Here is a 21118-nt window from a genome sequence, read left to right on the forward strand (position 1 = left end):
CATGGGTGTCGTCATTCTGCTCGTCATGGCGGCCGGAGTGGCCGCCATGCTCAGCCGCAAGCTGCCGACCGCGTTCGCGCTGGTCCTGCTCGCCGTGGTGATCGCGTTCCTCGCGGGCGCGCCCCTGACGGGCAAGAACAGTGTGTTCGACACGGCGCTCCAGGAGGGTGCGCCCGCGCTCGCCGCCACGATGATCGCGATCCTGCTCGGCTCGTGGCTCGGCAAGCTGCTGGAGGAGACCGGCATCGCGGGCACGCTGGTCCGCAAGATCGTCGAATTCGGCGGTGACCGGCCGGTGTTCGTCGCGCTCGGCGTCCTCGCGGTGTCCGCCCTCGTCGGCACCGTGACCGGGTCCGCCCCCGCGGCGATGCTCGCCGGACTGATCGGCATCCCGGCGATGATCGCGGTGGGCATCCCGAAGGTGACTGCCGCGGGCACGATCCTGATGGGTATCGCGGCCGGGATGCCATTCGAACTGCCCGTGTGGCAGTTCTTCTCCACGGCACTGGACCTGCCGGTGGACACCGTGCGCGGCTTCATGCTGAAGCTCTTCCCGTTCGCGCTGGTGGCGGCCATCGCCTACGTCCTGGTGGAGTCGCGGCGGCGTGGGGTGGAGCACGCCTGGTCGCTCAAGTCGGTGCATTCGGAGCCGAGTTCACGCGGTGGGCGCCGTGAGCGGCTCGGTGACGCCCCCTGGTACGCGTTGCTCACTCCGGTGGTGCCCCTGGTGCTGGCGCTGGGCTTCGACCTGGCGATCATCCCTTCGCTCCTTGCGGGTGTGCTGTACGCGCTGGTGACGACGACACGGCCGCGCGAGATGAACCGCCGTCTGCTGCGGACCCTGTACGGCGGCTTCGAGGTGGCGGCCCCGCCGATCACCCTGTTCGTGGCCATCGGCATTCTGCTCGCCGCGGTGAAGCTGCCCGGCGCGGTCGAGGCGCTGGAGCCGCTCGTCAAGGCGGTCAGCCCGCACAACGCGGTGCTGTTCGTCCTGGTCTTCACACTCCTGGTACCGCTGTGCCTGTACCGCGGACCGCTGAACGTGTTCGGCCTGGGCGCCGGCATCGCAGGCGTCCTCATCGCCACCGGCATCTACCCGGCCGTCGCCGTCCTCGGCATGGCCACCTCCTACAACCAGGTCTTCGGCGTCGCCGACCCGACCAGTACGCAGACGGTGTGGAGCGCGCAGTACGCGGGCGTCTCACCGCAGCAGGTGATGGTCAGGACGCTGCCCTACGTGTGGGCCGTGGCGCTCGGCGGCCTGTGCGTCACGGCCGCCACGTACCTCTGAAACCCCTCCGAAAGCAACCGACTTCAGGAGCCGATCATGCAAGAGCCGCAGTTTGGCCCGGACCGTCGTACGTTCCTGCGCACCACCGCTGTCACCGGCGCCGCGCTCGCCCTCGGCGGCCTGTCGACGCCGTCCGCGTCGGCCGCGCCCGGCGAGTTCCCCGACTACACCTACGTCCGCACACTGCTGACGCCGTCCCAGCTCAAGTACAACCCGACGGGCGAGATCATCTTCCCGACCGTGCGCGGCGTGTACGACAAGTTGGCTTCGCCGCTGGGCCGTTACTACCTGTACTACGCGCCGCACGACGCGCCGGGCGGCATCTGCCTGGCCTACGGTGACTCGCTGGAGGGCCCGTTCACGGAGTACCCGGCGAACCCGATCGTGTCGAACAAGTGGGACCCGCACTACTCGGTCAGCCACGTCTCGTCCCCGCACGTGCTGTGGAACGAGGAAACCAAGGAGTTCTGGCTGTACTTCCACGGCGAGAACACGACGACGCGCCTGGCCCATTCCAAGGACGGTGTGCACTTCACGTACGACAAGGTCGTCCTGTCTACGTCGATGATGCCGTCGGGCACCACCGAGACGTCGTACGCCCGCGTCTTCCGCCACGACCTGCCCGCGCACGTCGCCCGTTACGTCATGCTCTTCATGCTGAACAACACGACCAACCATCGTGACATCTGCTGGGGTTGGTCCGCCGACGGCAGGAACTGGACCTTCGACCAGAGTCCGCTCGTCCGGCACTCGGACGTCGGCGCGGTCAACGTGGGCGGCCCCCACCTTCTGACGCGCGGCGGCTCCGCGTACGTCGTCTACAACAAGGACAAGGAGAGCGGCGGCGACCTCATGATCACGGAGGTCGGCACGGACTTCTCCCGCCGCAACCACTTGGGCGTCTTCTACGACTCCCACTCCACAGCCCCCGAGAACGGTCGAGCGGCCGCACCGTCGTTCGGGACGGAACACGGGGTGCCGTACATGGTGTACGAGGCGGGAGAGCGGCTGGCAGGGTCGATCGCGGTCGCACGGGGCTGACCCGCGGAATCTGGGCGCCGCCGCGGCACGAATCCCACCGGCCTCAGGCGGCGAACGCGTCCACGCCGGCCAGTTCGGCGGACAGTGCCCACAGGCGAGCGGCCTGCTCCGGGTCCGTGGCCCACTCCTTGACGCCGACCCGGGTGCCGTCCGCCGGGGCGGGCTCGGCGATGTCGCAGTCCTCCAGGTAGACGCCGCCCATTCCGTTCAGTTGGGGGGAGGTCGCCGCCCACACCTGCGTGGCCGCACCCTGCTGCGGTGTCTTGAAGGCCTCGGGGTAGAGCAGGTTGCCCTCCTCGTCGATCCAGCCCCGCTCGACCATCTCCTGCTTCGGCAGATGCCGCTGAAGGGGAGTGAGGATGCCACCAGGGTGCAGCGAGAACGCCCGCACCCCCCGCTCCTGACCGAGGCGGTCGAGTTGCACGGCGAACAGCGCGTTCGCCGTCTTGGCCTGGCCGTACGCCTCCCACTTGTCGTAGCCGTTGCGCCAGTGGACGTCGTCCCAGCGGATGGGCGAGGCATGGTGGCCGGTGGAGGAGACCGAGACGACGCGGGCGCCACCCGGCTCGATCGCCGGCCACAGGCGGTTGACGAGGGCGAAGTGGCCTAGGTGGTTGGTCGCGAACTGGGCCTCCCAGCCCGGCCCGACCCGGGTCTCGGGGCAGGCCATGATCCCCGCGCTGTCGATGACGATGTCCAGGGGCCGGCCCGTTGCGAGGAACCACTCGGCGAAGGCGCGCACGCTGTCCAGGTCGCCGAGGTCCAGTTCGGCCACCTCGACACCCTCGATTCCGGCCAGGTTCTCCTGTGCCGCGCCGATCCGGCGGGCCGGGACCACGACGCGGGCGCCGGCCTTCGCCAGTGCGCGTGTGGTCTCGACACCGATGCCCGAGTAGCCGCCCGTCACCAGGGCGAGCCGACCGGTGAGGTCGATGCCCTCGAGAACATCATCGGCGGTGCTCCGGGCGCCGAAACCCGAACCGATCTTGTGCTGGGGTGTGCTGTCGTCGCTCATGACCGCACGCTACGAATTCAAGTGCACTCGAAGTCAAGCTCGCCCCGCGGCCGCGGGCCGGACAGGCCCCGATCGGGGAGCCGGCACCGACCGGACGGCCGATTCATGTCCCCACCCCGAGATCCCCCTGCACCGAGCGGCCCGACTCCCCGCCGCCACTGAACACCCCGTACACCACCAGGGACAGCACTGGGCTCTCCGGGCGCTGATGGCCGCCGGTCTGGTGGACCGCGTGCAGGTGACTCCTTTCCCTGTGATCACCGGTCGGACCGGGCTGGAAGCGATCTTCCGGGGTGCGGCCGACTTCGACCTCGAGCTGATCGACCAGCGCACGCTCGACGGCCACATCCAGGAGCTCATCCACCGGCCCACCCTGCATGCCTGAGTCCCACCGAGCCCACCACCCGTCAAACAGCCGCACCTGACCGGAAGTTGCCGCTCACCATGTGCGGCCTGGTCTCGTACGCGCTGATCATCGGCCTGTGCGTGGCGATCGCCCTCGCGCCTCTGATGCGGCTTTGTTCAGATCTCCTGGTCGTCGGTCCAGTCGTGAGGTGATCGATGCGATCGGCGCCGCCGGCCCATCGGCTCAGCCCCCATGGGGCCGGGCCAGGCCGTGGTCGTAGGCGAAGATCACCGCCTGGATGCGGTCGCGGGCGCCGATCTTGGACAGGACGCGGCCGACATGGGTCTTGACCGTGGACTCCGACAGGACGAAGCGGGTGGCGATCTCGCCGTTGGTCCAGCCCTTGCCGATGGCGACGAGGATCTCGCGTTCGCGGTCGGTGAGGGAACTCAGCCTCGGCTCCTCGTCAGACCCGTTCGCGTGGGGTGGCACGAGTCGGGCGAACTCGTACAGCAGGCGGCGGGTGAGTGCCGGTGCGATCACCGCGTCCCCGACGGCCACGGCACGGATGCCGGCCAGGAGTTCCTCGGGGCGGGCGTCCTTGAGGAGGAAGCCGCTGGCTCCGGCGCGCAGAGCCGCGTAGACGTACTCGTCGAGGTCGAAGGTGGTCATGACGAGGACGCGGGAGCGGTCGCCCGTGGCGACGATGCGGCGCGTGGCCTCGATGCCGTCCATGCCCGGCATGCGTACGTCCATGAGGACGACGTCGGGGCGGAGTCCGGCGGCCTTGCGCACGGCGTCGGCTCCGTGCGCGGCCTCGCCGACCACCTCTGTCTCGGGCACGGAGTCGAGGAGCATGCGGAGCCCGTACCGCTGGAGAGGCTGGTCGTCCACGACGAGCACGGTGGTCATCCGGCACCGCCCTGCGGGGCGAGGTCGAGTGCGGCCCGCACCGTCCATCCCGCGCCGGCGGGACCGGCGCTGACGTGTCCGCTGTAGAGAGCCGCTCGTTCTCGCATGCCCACCAGTCCGTGTCCTTCCTCGTTCGCCGGTCCACGCCGGCCGGCCGGAGCGGGCGGGCCGGAGTCCTGGACGGTGATGGTCAGGCGCGTGTCCTCGACGACGATCGCGAGGTTCGCGCGGGCGTCGGCGCCTGCGTGCTTCAGCGTGTTGGTCAGGGCCTCCTGCACGATGCGGTAGACGGTCAGCTGCACGCCGCTGTCGAGGGCGTCGACGTCACCGCCGGTACGGTAGATCACGTCCAGGCCGGCGGCGCGGACCCCCTCGCACAGCGCGTCGATATCGGCGAGCCCGGGCTGCGGGCTCAGTTCGGGCTCGGTGCGCGGGCCGTCCGCCTCCCGCAGCACGCCGAGCAGGCGCCGCAGTTCCCCGAGGGCCTGGCGTCCGGTGTCACCGATGAGGTGCAGTGCCTCCCTGCCCCGTTCCGGGGCCGCTTCCGTGGCGTAGGCACCCGCGTCCGCGAGTGTGACGATGACGGACAGGTTGTGGCCGACGATGTCGTGCATCTCGCGGGCCACCCGTGTCCGTTCGGCCGCGACGGCGAGCCTGCCGCGCTGGTCGCGTTCTGTCTCCAGCCGGGCCGCACGGTCCCGCAGGCCGGCCAGCTGAGCCCGCCGGATCCGGATCATCAGGCCGAGTGCGAGGGCCGCGGTCGCCGTGCTGAGGAGAAAGAAGAGCGCGTCCCAGACCGACACCGCAGGCGAGACCCTCACCGCGACCAGGCCCACCGCACCCGCCATGACCGCGCATGCCCACGGCAGCTGCCGCAGCCGCCCGTGCAGGGCCAGGCTGTACAGGGCGACGAAGAGGGCGACATCCGCACGGAGTGCGACACCGAGAGACCACTGCAGGACGAACACGGCCGTCACCGCGCCGAAGGCCACCGCGGGCGATCGCCGCCGCCACAGCAGCGGCAGCACCAGCCCGGCCTGCAGGGCCAGCATGCCGACCGTGGGGAGCTGGACGAACGCCAGGCGGAACCGGCGCGGACCGTCGCCGCCACCGGCGCCCCCCTGCAGGAGGTCCGGCAGGCAGCACACCAGGAAGACCAGGACCACCACCGCGGTGTCCAACACCCACGGACGGGCCCGGTCGGCGCGCCGGAGCCGCTCGCCGCCCGTGCCGAGCCGAGCGACCAACGGCCCCATCCCGCAAAGGTCTTCGGTGGTCACGGAGTTCACCGACCCATGGTGGGGGTCCGGTTCATGATGCGGGTCCGGTCCATGATGCGGAGGCAATGTCTCAGGCGTCGCTACGCAGCAGGCGGTACGCCGCTCCGGCCAGCGCCAGTGCCGTCCAGCCGAGGAGGACGAGGAGCCCGGCGGCCGGCGACACGGTGGTGGAGTCGTGGGTCACGGCGAACATCGACGCGCCGGCGTGGCTCGGGAGGTAGGGGTCGATATCGCCCTGCCACGAGCTGGGCAACAAGGCGATCAGCCCGGGGACGAGCATGAGGGCGGCGACCAGGACCGAGATGCCGCCGGCCACGGACCGCAGCAGCGCGCCCAGGGCCGTACCGATCACACCGACGAGACCGAGGTACAGCCCAGCGCCCAGCAGGCTGCGTACGACGCCGGCGTGGCCGAGGCCCATGGCAACGGGCGTGCCGGAGACGATCCGGCTGCCGGCGAGGAAGGCGACGAACGCGCCGAAGGTGGCGACCACCAGCGCGACCAGCCCGTACACCGCCGCCTTGGACCACAGCACGGGGAGCCGGTGCGGCACCGCGACGAGGGTCGAGCGGATCATGCCGGTGGAGTACTCGCCCGCCGTGATCAGCACACCGAGTACGCCGAGGGCCAGCTGGGCGAAGTTCGTGCCGAAGAGGGACAGGCTCACGGCCGTCGCGGAGACGAAGTCGCGCTCCATGGGACGGCCGGAGTCGAGTCCGGACCTGTAGTGGCTCGCGGCGATGACGCCGAAGGCGACGAGGAACAGCAGGCCCAGGCCGAGAGTGATCCAGGTCGAGCGCACGGACCAGAGTTTGGCCCACTCCGAGAACAGCACACGCCGTCCGGTCACGCGGTAGACCGGCCCGGCCGGAGCGGCCTGTGCGGACTCGGGGGTGTCGGGGGTTGCCGTGAGGGTGCTCATGCTGCGCTCCCGGAGGTGTCGGCGCCGGTCATGGAGCCGTGGTACTCCACGGCGTCCCTGGTCAGATCCATGAAGGCTTCCTCCAGCGACACCGCCTTCGCGGTCAGTTCGAACAGGGGGATTCCGTGCTCGGCCGCCTTCAGCCCGATCTCGCGGGCGGTCATCCCGGTCACCTGCAGTTCCTCGGAGCCGACGCGGCCGATGACCTCCACGCCGGGCCCGGACAGCACGTCCCGCAGCCGGGTCGGGTGCTGCGTCGCGACCTTGACGGTGTCGCCGCCCGCCTGGCGGACAAGGTCCCGTACGGTCGTGTCGGCCAGCAGCCGTCCCCTGCCGACGATGATCAGGTGGTCCGCCACCAGTGCGACCTCGCTCATCAGGTGCGAGGAGACGAACACGGTCCGCCCCTCGGCCGCCAGCGAGGTCAGCAGATTGCGGATCCAGAGCACTCCCTCCGGGTCCAGACCGTTGACGGGCTCGTCCAGCATCACCGTCTGCGGATCGCCCAGCAGGGCGGCGGCGATGCCGAGCCGCTGCCCCATGCCGAGGGAGAAGGCACCGGCCCGCTTCTTCGCGACGCTGCCGAGACCGGCGAGTTCAATGACCTCGTCGACGCGGCGGCGCGGAATGCCGTGGGTGAGCGCGAGCGCCCTCAGGTGGTTGCCGGCCGAGCGGCCCGGGTGGATCGACTTGGCTTCCAGTAACGCTCCGACCTCCTGCAGGGGTGCCTGGTGGCGGGCGTAGCGGTGGCCGTTCACCGTCACGGACCCGCTCGTCGGCGCGTCGAGCCCGACGATCATGCGCATGGTCGTGGACTTGCCCGCCCCGTTGGGTCCCAGGAAACCGGTGACCGTGCCCGGCTTCACGGTGAAGTCCAGATCGTCGACGGCTGTCTTCGCCCCGTACCTCTTGGTGAGCTGCTGTGCCTCGATCATTGGCTTCTCTCTTTCGACTGCGCTGTTCGACACGCCTTACGCCTCCACCGCAACGCTAAGACCGTCATGGCCCCGATCCGGTGGTACCGAGGGCTGAAGGGGGCCGGTCGAGTGGTACCGGGGTACTACGCCCCGGCGATGTGTGCTTCGGACGACACTGCGGTTGCCATCCCGGCCGACCGATGTCAGGAGGCGTGAGCCGTCGGGTGCGAGTCGGGGACACGTAACCGCTGTCCGCGTACCACCCGGCCGGCGGCCGTCTTCTGCAGCAGCCCGTAGGCCAGGACGGGCAGGAGCAGGTGTGGTTTGTCGGGAAGCGTGGTGGTGATCAGCACCGCGCTCGCGCTGCTGTTGTTCATGCCGCAGGCGAGCGTGAGGGACGACGCCGCGGGCGCGTCCAGTCCCAGCAGACGCGCGGCTCCGCGGCCGACCGTGAACGACAGCAGGCAGACGCTCGCCGCCACGGCCAGCGCGGCGGCGAGCAGCAGCGGGCGCGGGTGGGCCAGGAACGAGCCGAGGGCGCCGCAGGCATTGACGTAGGTGAGGAGGAATGAGCCGACCAGGGCAACGGGTACGCCGACGCCGAGCACCCGGCGCAGCCATGGCGCCGGCAGTGCCAGGCGGCACACAATGCCGACTGTGCACGGCAGGACTACGCCGACCAGGGCGAATCCGCCGTTGCCGGCGTGCAGAGCCCGGGTGAGCGCGTCGGCGTAACCGCCTCCGAGCAGCGGCACCAGGGCACTGGTGACCAGGGGAATGGTGAGCGGGCTGAGGAGGGTGGACGCGAGGACGAGCCCGACCATGGTCGGCTGGTCACCGACTCCCTTGCCGGTCCACACCGTGGCTCCGGCGGCGACGGGCATGGCCACGATCAGGATCATCGCGGTGACCAGGCCGCTGCCGCCGTCGGTGTCGGGCGTCCTACGCAGCAGGAACGCGACGACGGGGATGGCGAGGAGCGGAATCGCGAGGTGCAGAACGAGCCCGGCCAGCAGCGGGATCGGGCAGCGCAGCAGGGTCCCCAGCGCGCGTACCGGTACCTGGAGCCCGGCCGAGAAGAGCACCAGGCAGAGCAGGAGCGGTGCGGTGGTCAAGGACAGGTGGCCGCTCGCGCCGAGGGACAGCGAGTGGGGTCGGCGCAGCCACAGTCCGGGGCCCGGCAGGAACAGGGCTGCCGCGTAGGACAGGACGACTCCGCGGCCGAGCCGGCGTCGCAACCAGTCGGTCGCCTTGTCAGTCCGGGCAGCGCTTCGGGTATTCAGGGCGGCCTTCTTCCGTCGCAGGAGCGGGGGCGGGAAGGAACGCCGGTATGCGCCGGGCCACGCAGTTGTTCATCCGCCCATGGTGCTCCCCCCGGACGGGGTGGTGCGCGCTGTACCGCACGGCAGTCAGGATGCGTTCAGGTGTCCGTCGGCACGGACGATGCCATGACGCCGTGCGGCTCACGCGTTCCTCCTCGACGACTGCCGCGGGGACGGCTCCTGCGCCGGCTGCCCGGCACAGCGATGCCCGGCGGCACCGTCCCCGTGGCCCGCTCAGGCGTTGAGAACTCCGGCGCCCAGGAGAGCGAACAGGAGTGCGCCGACGATGAGCCGGTAGATGACGAAGGCGTTGAAGCTGTGCCGGGCGACGTACTTGAGCAGCCAGGCGATGGACGCGTACGCGACGATGAAGGAGACCACGGTCCCCACGATGAGGGGCGTGATGTCCCCGCCGGCCCCGACGGCGTCCTTGAGTTCGTACAGGCCGGCGCCGGTGAGTGCAGGGATGCCGAGGAAGAAGGAGAGGCGCGTGGCGGCGACGCGGTCCAGGTCGAGGATGAGCCCGGTGGACATGGTGGCGCCGGACCGCGAGAAGCCGGGGAAGAGAAGAGCGAGGATCTGGGAGGAACCGACGAGCATGGCGTCCTTCAGGCTGGTGTCGTCCTCGCCCCGCTTGTGCCGGCCCATCTGGTCGGCGGCCCACATCAGTCCACTGCCGACGATCAACGATGCGGCCACGACCCAGAGCGAGGCGAGGGGGCCCTCGATCAGCGGCTTGGCCGCCAGTCCGACGATGACGACGGGAATGGTGGCGTAGATGACCCACCAGGCGAATTTGTAGTCGTGGTGGTAACGCTGGTCGCGGTGGCGCAGCCCGCGTCCCCATGCGCCCAGGATCCGGACGATGTCCTTGAAGAAGTAGAGCAGTACCGCGGCGATGGCGCCGACCTGGATCACCGCGGTGAACGCGACGACGGACTTGTCGTCCACCGGAATGTTCATCAGCCCTTCCGTGATCTTCAGGTGGCCGGTGGAGGAGACGGGCAGGAACTCCGTCACTCCCTCCACCACGCCGAGAATCACGGCCTGTCCGATGCTGATGGCGCTCACGTGTACTGCCTTTCCATCGAGAGTGCGTGGTCGGCCCGGCGCCGCCACAGTAGAACAAGGAGCGTTGCCGACGCCGCCCAGCAGGCGGCCAGCAGCCATCCGGCCGCGACATCGGTCGGCCAGTGCATGCCGAGGTAGATACGGGTGAGGCCCACGGTGGTGGCCCAGACCGCGGGGACGGCGAGCAGGATCGGCCGCACTCGGCCATGCACCCTGCGGTGCACGGCGAGGGTGAGCAGGAGGGCGACCACCATGGACGTCGTGGTGTGGCCGGAGGGCATGGACCATCCGCCGGCTTGCGCCGCCCAGTCCGCCGACGGCGGTCTGGGCCTTGCCAGTGCCGAGGCCAATCCCATACGGGGCAGTTGTGCCGAGGCCAGAGCGAGTACCCCCGCGAGTGCGCCTCGCCAGTACGCGGTGCGTTGCGCGAGTGCCCCGGCCAGGGCCGCCAGCGCGTAGGCCGGCGTTCCGCTGCCGGTGCCGGTCACGACGGTGGCCAACTGCCGTGCCCAGGCCGGACGGTGGTCCAGCACCCACCCGTGCACGGCCGTATCCAGGGCGAAGGGCGACGCCCGTGCGGCGACCGCGGCAACCAGGGTCCCGAGCAGGACACCGCAAACTGCCAGGACGGTCACGGCAGGCCACCACGGCATGCTCTCGCGCCGAGGGCTGTGGGCAGACGAAGGAGGCATCAGGCATCCTGTGGGCAGGGTCCACCGCACGCAGGGACGTGGCAGCGGGGCTGGGGGACACATTATCTTCTATTCGCGAATAGAAGATACGGGGACTGTAGACCAGGTAGGCAGGAGGACGGCGTTGGGTGCTCAGGGACATGCTGCTGAGGCAGGTGGCAGGCGCCGGGCCAACGGCGCGCTGGAGGCCGAGATCCTCACCTTGCTGCACTCGGCCGGACGCGCCCTGACGCCCGGGGACGTGGCTGATCTCCTGACGGCGTCCCCCGCGCACACCACTGTGGCCACCACGCTCGCCCGTCTGCACAGCCGGGGCGTACTCGACCGCACTCCAGTCGGTCGCAGTTACGCGTACGAACCCGTCTCCGACGAGTCGGGGCTGACGGCCAGGCACATGCATCAGGTGATGGAGGCAGGCACCGACCGTGCCTCTGTACTGACCCACTTCGTGGATGAGCTGTCCGACGACGACGAAGATTTGCTGCGCCGCCTGTTGGGCAGCGACGGCAGCAACGGGTAGCGGGGAAGGTACCGATGCACCTGGCCGTCTACCTGCCGTTGCTGCTGCCCGCGCTGGCCGGCCTGAGCGCGGGCCCGCTGGCCCGCCGCCTCGAACCGCGGCTGGCGACCTGGCTGCTGACCGCCGCCGGACTGATCCTGGCCGTGTCCAGCACCGTGGTCCTCGGCCTGTTGGCCGTGGCCGGACTGGTGCGTCTCCCGCTGATCGACGCGCTTGAGGGCTACTCGCCTACGGTGATCGCCCGCGAGGATCCGGCGGCGTGGCCCGCGGCCCTGGCAGGGGCTGTTCTGCTCAGCCTCGCGGTGGCGGCCACCGTCCGTCTCACCGTGCGCCGCGCCGGGGCGCTGTGGTCGGCCGCTCTCGAAGCGGCCTGCCTGCCCGGGAGGGAATCGGTCGTCGTCACCGACGACCGGCACGCCGACGCATACACCATGCCCGGACTGCCCGGCCGCATCGTGATCTCCCACGGCATGCTCGAAGCTCTGGACCCCACCGGCCACGACATCATCCTGGCCCATGAGCGGGCACACCTGAACCACCATCACTACGCGTTCGTCACGCTCGCCCAGCTCTCAGCAGCCGCCAACCCGCTGCTTCGCCCGTTGGCCACGTCCGTCGCCTACACCGTCGAGAGGTGGGCCGATGAGTACGCCGCTCTCCACACCGGCGACCGGCGCGCCGTCGCCGAAACCGTGGCCAGAGCCGCCGTGGCCACCAAACGCACCCGCGCGCTGCGCCTGCCCTCAGCGGCCCTGGGGGTCCTCGGCCGCAGCCCGGCCCCTGGCGTCATCCCTCGCCGAGTCGCAGCCCTGCTCGAACCTCCCCCACGCAGACCGGCCCACCTCCTCGCCGCGGCCGGAGCGCTGGTAGCAGTGAGCAGCGTCTGCGTGCTGGAAGCCGCCCATGACCTGCACGAGTTTCTGGAACTCGCCCACCTGCGTTGATGAGTGCGCTCTGGTATCGACGACCAAGGGCTCCGGGCATCAGCGCCTGTGCCCGTCAGGGCGGAACAGGCGCCGCCGAGCGATGAGTTCGACGGTCACTGCGACAGCGATGGCCTGCACGGCCATGAGGGCGATCAGCACAAAGAGCTGCACCGCCCCGGCCATCACCGGACTCGCACCACCCAACAGCATGCCCACGAACGCTCCGGGAAGCGTGACCAGGCCGACCGTACGGGTCTGGTCCAAACCCGGGAGCAGGGCGTCCGATGCCGCGGGCCGGGCGATCTCCATGCGCGCGTCGCGGTCGAGGAAGCCCAGTGCCATCGCCGCCTCGACCTCCCCGCGGCGCTGTTCCAACTCGTCCAGGGCGCGGCGCCCGGCGAGTACCGTCACCGTCAGCGCGCCGCCGATGAGAATGCCGGTGATCGGAACGAGCGCAAGTCCCTTGAGGGGAACCAGTCCCGTGAGCAGCAAGGCGGCCACCGTCGGGACGACACCGGCAGCAATGGGTGCGGCGGTCAGCCACCACGTGCGGTTACTGGTCAGCCGTCGGCCTGCCGTACGGACCGCGACGCTGAACATCACGACCAGGAACGCGACCAGTCCCGCCACCGTGGTGACTGCCCAGGTGATGACCACGGACACCGCGGCGAGCTGAGCCGCCGCACGCGCTCCCGCGACCAGGATTTCCCTCGGCCTGCCGCCCGATGAGTCGGGAGACAGACGAAACCAGTAGGCAACCCCCGCCGCCACCGCGAGCAGCACGACCAGCAACACGCCCAGCGTGATGTTGACCGGGAGAAGAGATCTTGCACTCAGCGTCACACGCCTCACCGTAGACGCCGCGCACTGCAGGTACGGCTGTCGGCCCCTCGCACTGGTTCTGGGCTCCTTGCCGATCGGACCCGGGAATCGACGGAGCGTATGGACACCCGGATGCCACCTCAACCGGGTCGGTCCGCCAGACGGGACGCCTCGCTTCGAACGCGCCGCTGTCCGATGGGAACGTGCCGCCACCACGACCGCACTCCGACCCGGAGGTCGGCATCATCACCCTCGGAATCCTTGGGTTCGTCCACGACCGGGTCCTGCGCGTCATCGCGATACATGTACTACACAGGTACGGAGCTAAGGTATGAACGGCGGGAACAGCGGGGGCAACAGCGCGATCGGAGATCGGAAGCAAGTGAGCAGCACCTCAGCGGCATCCACACCCACCTCGCGAGCCCTGATCCTGGAGGAGTTCGGCACCCTGCCGCGCCTCGTGGAGCGGGCGGTCCCCGAGCCGCAGCCCGGGCACACCCTCGTACGGATGAAGGCGGCGACGGTCGCCCACCTCGACCTCAACGTCCTCGACGGACAGTTCGGCATCCTGCCCGACCTGCCCTCCGTCCCGGGCACACAGGGCAGCGGCATCGTCCTCGCCTCCGGCACCCACCCCGAGGGCGCGCTCGTGCGGGTGCGCGGCGAAGGGCTCGGGCTCAGCCGCGCAGGCGCCTGGGCGGAGCACGTGCTCGTCCCCGACTCCGCTGTCGAGGTCATGCCGGAGGGCACCGACCCCGCGCTGGCCTGCATCTACTTCTCCCCCGTCGGCACCGCCTGGGCCGCCGTGCACCCGATCGCCCAAGTGCGGCCGGGCGAGCGGGTCATGGTCACCGGCGCGTCCGGTGCGGTAGGCGCGACGGCGGTACAGCTGGCCGCCCGGGCAGGGGCCGAGATCGTCGGCGTGGTCGGCCGCCCGGCCAAGCTGCCGCACGTCCCCGACGCCGCCAAGGCGGTCCTCGCGGCAGACCTCTCCGAGGAGTCGATCGGCGGCAAGGTCGACGTGCTCATCGACACGGTCGGCGGTACGATCCTGCGCAATGCCCTCGCCCTGGTCCGCCCGCGCGGCCGGGCCGCGCTCGTCGGCTACACCGCGGGCCGCGAGCTCACCCTCGACCTCGCGGACTTCTTCCTCGCCGACGTCTCGCTGCTCCCCGTCAACATGATCAGCCGGGGCAAGGAGGTCGCCGCGGAGGTCGTGCGCCTCCTGCCGGACCTCTCCTCCGGCGAGCTCACGCTGCCGTACGAGCGCTACGGCATCGACCGCCTCGAAGACGCGGTGGGGCGGCTGCGCAAGGGCGAGGCCGTCGGCAAAGTGGTGCTCGACCTGGGCTGACCCGGCGGGTCGCCGAGGCGGCTGACGGCCGGTGTTGCGGCGTCGCCGGGACACGGACGGAGTGGTGGATGTCCGATGCGCCCGGAGCCACCGATCCGTGCGATCCCATGGTGCGCGCACGGCGCTCGTGCGGGCCGGGGGCGGCGAGAGAGGCGGCCGACCCTCGGCCCGGTTCAGGGCCGGGCGACGGGTGGATTCGGGGATCGCGGACGGACGTGGCCGACGGTGCCGAGAGAGTGAAGGCCGCCGTCAGCGTCAGGCCTCCCGTTCCGTCACGTCCCCCCGGGCGGGGCGATCTCGACACGTACCCCGCTCGCCTCGAAGGCGCGGATCTGCGCGTCGGGTGCCGATGCGTCCGTGACCAGGGTCCAGTCCTCCCTCAGCTTCGCCCACGCGTGGAACGGCGCGCGCCCCAACTTGGCGCCGTGGGCCAGTACATAGACTCGATCGGCGCGCCGCGCCATCAGTTCCTTGAGACGGGTCTGGCGCAGGTCCGCCTCGCAGATGCCGCGGTCGACGGTGACGCCGTCGGCGCCGAGGAAGACCCGGTCGAAGGACATGTACTCGAGCGCGGCCTCCGTGAGCGGGCCTACGAAACCCTGGCTGAGCGGGCGGAGCGTGCCGCCGAGGCATTCGACGTTCACACCTTCCGCGTCCGCGAGGGCGTGCAGGGCCGTCAGGCCCGTGGTCGCGATCGTCAACTCTTTTGCGCCGCGCAGCTCGTGGGCCAGCGCACCCACCGTCGTACCGGCGTCGAGAAGCAGCGTCTCGCCCGGCTCGACCTGCCGGGCGGCCCACTGCGCGATGGCTCGCTTCTCCTCGTACGCCTCGCCCGTGCGCTGCCGCAGCGATGCCTCGGGGTGCGCGGACAGCGCCATCGCTCCGCCGTAGGTGCGCGCGAGGCGGCCCTCCGTGGTGAGGCGGGCGAGGTCGCGGCGGATGGTCGAGGGGGTGACGTCGAAGAGCTGCGAGAGTTCCTCGACGCTGGCGAGGCCGGTGGTGGTGGCGAGGTGGACGATGCGGTCGCGTCGTGCCTGGGAAGTGGTCGGCGGCATCTACGAAGTCCTCTACGGTGCGGTGATAACGGCAGTGCAGGGGACGGCGGCTCAGGCCGCCGGAGTGACCGGCGCCGTCGCCATCTCAGCCGCCTGACGCAGCGCCTCGACCATGCTACCGGCCTCCGCCGCGCCCGTTCCGGCGATGTCGAACGCGGTGCCGTGGTCGACGGAGGTGCGGATGACGGGCAGTCCCACGGTGAGGTTGACACCTGCCTCGATACCCAGGACCTTGACCGGGCCGTGGCCCTGGTCGTGGTACATCGCCACGATGAGGTCGTAGTCGCCACGTGCGGCGAGGAAGAAGGCGGTGTCGGCGGGGAGCGGGCCGCGGGCGTCGACGCCCTCGGCGCGCAGCTTCTCCAAGGCCGGGACGATCTTCTCGCCCTCCTCGCCGTAGCCGAAGAGACCGTTCTCGCCCGCGTGCGGGTTGATGCCGCAGACGCCGATAACAGGGTTCGGGGTACCGGCGCGCACCATGGCCTCGTGGCCGCGGCGCACCGTGCGCTCGACGAGGCCCGGCTCGATGCGGTTCACGGCGTCGATCAGGCCGATGTGCGTAGTGACGTGGATGACCTTCACCTTCTCGGTGGAGAGCATCATCGAGACCTCCTCGGTCCCTGTCAGGTGGGCGAGGAGTTCGGTGTGGCCGGGGTAGATGTGACCCGCGGCGTGCAGGGCCTCCTTGTTGAGGGGGGAGGTGCAGATGGCGTGCACGTCGCCTGCCACGGCGAGTTCGGCGGCGCGCGCGACATATGCGTACGCGGCGTCACCCGCGACCGGCGACAGCTTGCCCCATGGCAGGTCGGCGGGGAGCAGGCCGAGATCGACGACGTTGATGCGACCGGACATGAACTCGGCGTCGCGCGGGTGGTCGACGGCGACGATCTCGCAGTCCAGAGCGAGGATGCGGGCGGCCTGGCGCAGCCGCTGCGCGTCGCCGATGACGACGGGACGGCAGCGGGTCAGGACGGCGTCGTCGAGCAGGGCCGCGACGACGACCTCGGGGCCGACGCCGGCGCCGTCGCCCATGGTGACGGCGATGAGAGGGAGAGCGGTGGGCATGAGAGCAACTCCTGGGCGGGTAGCGGGTAGGGGGTAGCGGGTAGCGGGTAGCGGACGATGAAGCAGGTTCAGGTGGTTGCCTCGGGGGCGGCGAGGCTGGGCCGTAGCGCGGTGACGATACGCAGCAGCGAGTCCTCGGCGCCGTAGCTGCCGGGGCGGGTGACGACGCGGCGGCCGTCCGGGGTGCGGGAATGGACTGCGCCGTGGTGGATCTGGCCGAGTGGCTCCAACTCCCGTATGCCCAGGGCGTCCAGGGTGGTGCGTGCGGTCTCGCCACCGGTGAGGACGAGGTCGGGGCGGCCCGGGTACGCGGCGGCAAGTGCGCCCAGGGCGGCGCTGAGGGCCCGCCCTGTGCCGGGGTGCAGTCCTGCCGAACCGTCGATGGACAGAACAGTGAGGGCAGGAGCGGCGGCGGTGCGCGGCAGGCGGACCGTGCCCGTCGCCAAGTCGGCCGGATCCAGGGGCACATGGTGCGCTCCGAGCGCGGTGAGGTGCGCGATCTGCGCAACCACGGCGGGCTCGGCAGTCCCCACGACGAAGAGCAGCGGGGCACGGTCCTGGGCGGGTGCGGGTGCGGGCGAGTGAGCGGCGGCAGCGGGACGCACCAGTACGCGCCCGAGTGCGAGCGCCAGACCGCCGCTGCCCAGGAGTCGGAACCCCGGGCCGAGCCGCAGCGCCGACGCGGCCACCGCGTCCAGGTCGGCGTCGGTCTCGGCGTCCGGGGCCGGGTGCGCACCGGAGTCGGCGATCCGCCGGAACTCCGCGTCCAGTGCGGCGGGGTCGGACCGTACGACGTCGAGGGGGACCGTACGGACCGGCAGGCCGGGCAGCGCCTCGGGCAGTGAGTGGGGCGCGGCCGCGCGTTCCGCGCGCCAGCCGTCCGTGCGGTGCAGCGGAACGCCGTTCACGTGCACCACGCCGTCGGTCACGGTGCGCCCGGCCGCGGGCAGCGCGGGGGCGATGACGACGGCCTCGGCCTCCTCTGCGTAGGCGGCGGCCTCCGCGGCGAGGTGGCCGCGCAGCTGTGAGTCGACTTTCTTGTACAACAGGCGAGGCGGTCCGGCCTGCGCCGCGCGCAGCGCCGTCCGCACGGCGTGCGCCGCTTCGGCGGTCGGCAGGTGCCGGGTGTCCAGGTCCACGACGAGGTCGTGCGCGGCAGCGCTCTCGGCCACGTCGGCGGCGGTGAGAGACAGGCGGACGGGACCGCCGAGCGCACATGCGGTCTCGGCCGCGCCGGACAGGTCGTCAGCGAGCGCAAGGACGTACGGAAGGACGGGCGCAGACGCGGACGGCGGGACGGACGGGCGTGGGGGCGGGGGCTGGGAAGCCACGGGATCGAACCTCCTTGGGCGTGCCCGGCGTTGGGCGGCCCGGTCCGGATCATGACACAGGTTGCGCGAAGTGCGCGAGACCTCTTGCGCGATTCACGCAGCCGTGCGAGCGTTCCGGTGGCGCTGACGGCCCTCACCCGCGGACCGCGTCGCCCTCGTGGACGCGACGCGTACCGGCTCACACAGCACGGCGCCGCATACCGGCTTGCATCGCACATCGCAGCACCTCGCACCTCACTCGGCCGCAGTACGGCGCACCGCCGGGAGCCACCGCCACCGCGGCGGCCGATCGAAGCCGCGCAGCCGCACGGCACCACCCGCGATGCGCACCTCACGCATGAGACCGCCGCGTACGAGCACGAGACCGCACGACCCGCACGACTTGCGCCACCCGCACCACTTGCACTACCCGCACCACCCGCCTCGGAAGGAACCCGCCGTGACCGTCGGCCTTGAACTCCCCCACGTCCCCGTCCCGTTGTCCCCTCTCGTCCTCGGCACGATGACCTTCGGCGATACCGCGGACCGCGCGACGGCCGCCGCGATGCTGGACGCCGCGCTCGACGCGGGCATCACCGGCGTGGACACCGCAAACGGCTACGCGGGCGGCGAGAGCGAGCGCATCCTCGCCGAGCTGCTGCCCGGCCGACGCGACCAGGTGGTACTCGCCACCAAGGCCGGCATCCCGCACCCCGACCAGGGCGAGCACGCGCCGCTCTCCGCCGAGGGCCTGCGCACCGCGCTCGAAGGAAGCCTCAAGCGCCTGGGCACCGACCACGTCGACCTCTTCTACCTGCACCAGCCGGACCGCAGGACGCCGCTCGCCGAAACCCTGGACACCGTCGCCGAGTTCGTACAGGCGGGCAAGGTCCTCGCCCTGGGCGTCTCCAACTTCGCCGCCTGGCAGATCGGCGAGCTCGGCCGGGTGGCCGACGAGGTCGGCGCCCCGCGCCCGGTCGTGGCACAGCAACTGCACAACCTCCTCGCACGACGCATCGAGGAGGAGTACGTCGAGTACGCCGCAGCCGCCGGCCTGCGCACGATGGTCTACAACCCACTCGGCGGCGGTCTGCTCACCGGCCGCCACAGCTTTGAACAGGCTCCGGACGGCGGGCGCTTCGGCGACTCCAAGCTGGCGGCGATGTACCGCGAGCGGTACTGGAACGAGAATCTGTTCCGCGCCGTCACCGACCTCACCCGCATCGCCTCCGACGCGGGCCTGCCGCTCACCGAGTTGGCGCTGCGCTGGCTTCTCTCGCAGCCCTCCACCGACGCGATGCTGCTCGGCGGCTCCAAGGTCGACCACCTGAAGACCAACATCGCCGCCGCAGCTGCGGGACCGCTCCCCGCGGACGTCCTGGCCGCCTGCGACGAGGTCGGCGCCCGCCTGCGCGGCCCGATGCCCGCCTACAACCGCTGACCTCGCCCCTCCCCCTCTCAACGGAGACAACAACATGGCCACCGGCCGCACTTCTGCCGAGTTCACCGCCGCCCTGCGCAATCGCGAACAGCTCATCGGCTACTGGTCGTTGCTCGACTCGCCGATCGCCGCCGAACGCCTCGCCCGCATCGGCTACGACTACCTGGCCTTCGACGCCCAGCACGGCCTCTTCGGCTACCAGGGCATGCTGAACAACCTCCTCGCCACCGACACCAAGGGCAGCACCGCCGTCGGCATGGTGCGCGTCGAGGCCAACGACCTCACCTACATCGGCAAGGCCCTCGACGCGGGCGCGACCGCCGTGATCGTCCCCCTGATCGACAACGCGCAGGACGCCGCCGACGCCGTCTCCGCCGTCCGGTATCCGCCGCTGGGCCGCCGCTCGTACGGCCCCATGCGCGCCCAGCTGCGCATCGGCCCGAACCCGGCCGACACGCACGAGCAGACCGCAGTCCTCGCGATGATCGAGACGGCCGACGGCCTGGCCAACGTCGAGGAGATCTGCGCGACCCCCGGCCTCGACGGCATCTACGTCGGCCCGTCCGACCTGCGCCTCGCCATCGGCGGCGCGTCCTCCACCGACCCGTCCGTACAGGACGAGTTCGAGCAGGCCCTCACCCGCGTCCGCAAGGCGGCCGAGACTGCGGGCATCGCGGCCGGCATCCACAACGCCGACGGCGCGAGCGCCGCCCGCCGCCTCGGCGAAGGCTTCACGTTCGCCACCGTCGCCGCCGACGTCGTACACCTGCAGCAGATCGCCACGTCCCACCTGGACGCGGCACGCGGCGGCGCGCGCTGATGCCGACCACCCTCATCACGACGCCCACCTTCGCCCGGCACTCGACGCGCCCCTGGCAGATCCTGGAGGAGGCCGGAGCCGGTCCCTCGCGCCCGTACGAGGACGTGGCACTGCCCACCGCCGAACTCCTCGAATACGCGGCAGAAGCCGATGCGCTGATCGTCGGCATGGATCCGATCACCGCCGAGGTGATGGACGCCGCACCCGGCCTCAAGGTGATCGCCAAGCACGGCGTCGGCGTCGACACCATCGACCTGGCCGCCGCCCGCGCGCGAGGGATACCGGTCGTGTGCGCTCCGGGCAGCAACTCGCGCGCGGTGGCCGAGTACGCCTTCGGCCTCCTCCTGTCCGCGACCCGCTCCCTCGCCGCCTCGCACACCGCGGTGGCGGCGGGCGGCTGGCCGAAGCTCTTCGGCCCCGAACTGCACGGCAAGACGCTGGGCATCGTCGGCTTCGGCCGCATCGGCCGCCTTCTGGCCGGTTACGCCCGCGCCTTCGGGATGGAGCTGCTCGCCCACGACCCGTACGTCCCCGATGCCGACATCCGGGCGCACGGCGCCGAACCGGCCGCGCTCGACGCCCTGTTGACGCGCGCCGACGCCGTCAGCCTGCACACCCCGCCCGACCCGTCCGGCGCCCCGCTGCTCGACCGGGCCCGCCTGGCGGCGATGAAGCAGGGCGCGGTCCTGGTCAACGCCGCACGCGGCGGCCTCGTAGACGAAGTCGCACTCGCCGACCTGCTCGGCTCCGGGCACCTCGGGGCCGCGGCCCTCGACGCGTTCAGCACGGAACCGCTGCCCGCCGACCACCCGTTGCGTGAGGCCCCTCGCACGCTTCTCACCTCCCACATGGCCGCCTGCACGCCCGAGGCCAACCAGGCCATGGGCGCGATGGTGGCCGAGGACGTCGTCCGCGTACTGGCGGGCAAGGAGCCGCACCGCCAGGCCCGTTGAGACACAGGACACCCGCGCACCACGACACCTCTGCACCACGGCA

20 protein-coding genes and 1 pseudogene are annotated in these 21118 nt (G+C 71.1%); 9 read left to right on the forward strand and 12 right to left on the reverse strand.

The genetic code is table 11. The features are described 5' to 3' along the window. The first annotated feature begins 1 nt into the window (after position 1). Together OG758_RS03000 and OG758_RS03005 are read left to right on the forward strand one after the other, a co-directional pair. On the forward strand, positions 2-1291 hold the full coding sequence (locus tag OG758_RS03000; protein ID WP_326708468.1) for a transporter: 1290 nt from the start codon (positions 2-4) through the stop codon (positions 1289-1291). Positions 1292-1327: 36 nt separating this feature from the next. Continuing rightward, positions 1328-2332 (forward strand): twin-arginine translocation signal domain-containing protein, encoded by a 1005-nt coding sequence (locus tag OG758_RS03005; RefSeq protein ID WP_326708469.1) that lies wholly within the window; start codon positions 1328-1330, stop codon positions 2330-2332. A 43-nt stretch (positions 2333-2375) separates the two neighbouring features. Here OG758_RS03005 and OG758_RS03010 read toward each other — a convergent pair whose 3' ends face one another. Next, positions 2376-3347 carry an SDR family NAD(P)-dependent oxidoreductase gene (locus OG758_RS03010; protein ID WP_326708470.1) on the reverse strand — a complete coding sequence of 324 codons (972 nt, stop codon included), beginning with the start codon at positions 3345-3347 and terminating at the stop codon, positions 2376-2378. Between the two features lie 196 nt (positions 3348-3543). Here OG758_RS03010 and OG758_RS03015 point away from each other — a divergent pair. After that, positions 3544-3732 (forward strand): annotated as a pseudogene (locus tag OG758_RS03015) (dihydrofolate reductase family protein); the annotation flags it as partial. A 204-nt stretch (positions 3733-3936) separates the two neighbouring features. On the opposite strand, the gene OG758_RS03020 reads toward OG758_RS03015, so the two are convergent. The 7 genes from OG758_RS03020 to OG758_RS03050 all read right to left on the reverse strand — a co-directional run bounded on the left by OG758_RS03020 (position 3937) and on the right by OG758_RS03050 (position 10752). Then, entirely contained in the window at positions 3937-4605 is a 669-nt protein-coding gene (locus OG758_RS03020; RefSeq protein WP_326708471.1) for a response regulator transcription factor, read from the reverse strand. After that, a complete protein-coding gene (locus OG758_RS03025) occupies positions 4602-5861 on the reverse strand; it encodes a sensor histidine kinase (protein WP_382061193.1) in 1260 nt (419 codons plus the stop codon). Before OG758_RS03025 ends, OG758_RS03020 begins: the two co-directional genes overlap by 4 nt. Positions 5862-5955: 94 nt before the next feature. Further along, positions 5956-6807 carry an ABC transporter permease gene (locus tag OG758_RS03030; protein ID WP_326708472.1) on the reverse strand — a complete coding sequence of 284 codons (852 nt, stop codon included), beginning with the start codon at positions 6805-6807 and terminating at the stop codon, positions 5956-5958. Beyond that, positions 6804-7742 (reverse strand): ABC transporter ATP-binding protein, encoded by a 939-nt coding sequence (locus OG758_RS03035; RefSeq protein WP_326708473.1) that lies wholly within the window; start codon positions 7740-7742, stop codon positions 6804-6806. Before OG758_RS03035 ends, OG758_RS03030 begins: the two co-directional genes overlap by 4 nt. 185 nt (positions 7743-7927) lie before the next feature. Beyond that, on the reverse strand, positions 7928-8962 hold the full coding sequence (locus OG758_RS03040; protein ID WP_326708474.1) for a sodium-dependent transporter: 1035 nt from the start codon (positions 8960-8962) through the stop codon (positions 7928-7930). Between the two features lie 318 nt (positions 8963-9280). Further along, the gene (locus OG758_RS03045; protein WP_326708475.1) at positions 9281-10117 is read right to left on the reverse strand and encodes an undecaprenyl-diphosphate phosphatase; all 837 of its coding nucleotides are present in this window, start codon (positions 10115-10117) and stop codon (positions 9281-9283) included. Further along, positions 10114-10752, reverse strand: coding sequence for a phosphatase PAP2 family protein (locus OG758_RS03050; protein ID WP_326708476.1), 639 nt, complete (start codon positions 10750-10752; stop codon positions 10114-10116). The genes OG758_RS03045 and OG758_RS03050 overlap by 4 nt, the downstream gene beginning before the upstream one ends. Positions 10753-10933: 181 nt before the next feature. On the opposite strand from OG758_RS03050, the gene OG758_RS03055 reads away from it, so the two are divergent. Together OG758_RS03055 and OG758_RS03060 are read left to right on the forward strand one after the other, a co-directional pair. Continuing rightward, positions 10934-11329 carry a BlaI/MecI/CopY family transcriptional regulator gene (locus OG758_RS03055; protein ID WP_326708477.1) on the forward strand — a complete coding sequence of 132 codons (396 nt, stop codon included), beginning with the start codon at positions 10934-10936 and terminating at the stop codon, positions 11327-11329. A gap of 14 nt (positions 11330-11343) precedes the next feature. Beyond that, positions 11344-12273, forward strand: a complete 930-nt coding sequence (locus OG758_RS03060; protein WP_326708478.1) for a M56 family metallopeptidase — start codon at positions 11344-11346, stop codon at positions 12271-12273. 39 nt (positions 12274-12312) lie between these two features. On the opposite strand, the gene OG758_RS03065 is transcribed toward OG758_RS03060, so the two are convergent. Then, entirely contained in the window at positions 12313-13098 is a 786-nt protein-coding gene (locus OG758_RS03065; protein WP_326708479.1) for an ABC transporter permease, read from the reverse strand. 361 nt (positions 13099-13459) lie between these two features. On the opposite strand from OG758_RS03065, the gene OG758_RS03070 reads away from it, so the two are divergent. Then, entirely contained in the window at positions 13460-14431 is a 972-nt protein-coding gene (locus OG758_RS03070) for a quinone oxidoreductase family protein (protein WP_326708480.1), read from the forward strand. A 272-nt stretch (positions 14432-14703) separates the two neighbouring features. Here the strand turns inward: OG758_RS03070 and OG758_RS03075 are convergent, their stop codons facing one another. The 3 genes from OG758_RS03075 to OG758_RS03085 all read right to left on the reverse strand — a co-directional run bounded on the left by OG758_RS03075 (position 14704) and on the right by OG758_RS03085 (position 17882). Next, a complete protein-coding gene (locus OG758_RS03075) occupies positions 14704-15486 on the reverse strand; it encodes a DeoR/GlpR family DNA-binding transcription regulator (protein WP_326708481.1) in 783 nt (260 codons plus the stop codon). A gap of 51 nt (positions 15487-15537) precedes the next feature. Next, positions 15538-16551 (reverse strand): 4-hydroxythreonine-4-phosphate dehydrogenase PdxA, encoded by a 1014-nt coding sequence (gene pdxA, locus OG758_RS03080; RefSeq protein ID WP_326708482.1) that lies wholly within the window; start codon positions 16549-16551, stop codon positions 15538-15540. Between the two features lie 68 nt (positions 16552-16619). Next, positions 16620-17882, reverse strand: a complete 1263-nt coding sequence (locus tag OG758_RS03085) for a four-carbon acid sugar kinase family protein (RefSeq protein WP_326708483.1) — start codon at positions 17880-17882, stop codon at positions 16620-16622. Positions 17883-18321: 439 nt separating this feature from the next. On the opposite strand from OG758_RS03085, the gene OG758_RS03090 reads away from it, so the two are divergent. From OG758_RS03090 to OG758_RS03100, 3 genes are read left to right on the forward strand one after another with little or no spacing between them, the layout of a single operon-like run. After that, complete coding sequence (locus OG758_RS03090) at positions 18322-19302, forward strand: aldo/keto reductase (protein ID WP_326708484.1); 981 nt, start codon at positions 18322-18324, stop codon at positions 19300-19302. Positions 19303-19336: 34 nt separating this feature from the next. Then, positions 19337-20122 carry an HpcH/HpaI aldolase family protein gene (locus OG758_RS03095; RefSeq protein ID WP_326708485.1) on the forward strand — a complete coding sequence of 262 codons (786 nt, stop codon included), beginning with the start codon at positions 19337-19339 and terminating at the stop codon, positions 20120-20122. Then, positions 20122-21075, forward strand: coding sequence for a phosphoglycerate dehydrogenase (locus tag OG758_RS03100; protein ID WP_326708486.1), 954 nt, complete (start codon positions 20122-20124; stop codon positions 21073-21075). Before OG758_RS03095 ends, OG758_RS03100 begins: the two co-directional genes overlap by 1 nt. The last annotated feature ends 43 nt before the right edge of the window (positions 21076-21118 follow it).

Source organism: Streptomyces sp. NBC_01474, from assembly GCF_035918215.1.
GTDB classification, from domain to species: domain Bacteria; phylum Actinomycetota; class Actinomycetes; order Streptomycetales; family Streptomycetaceae; genus Streptomyces; species Streptomyces aureus.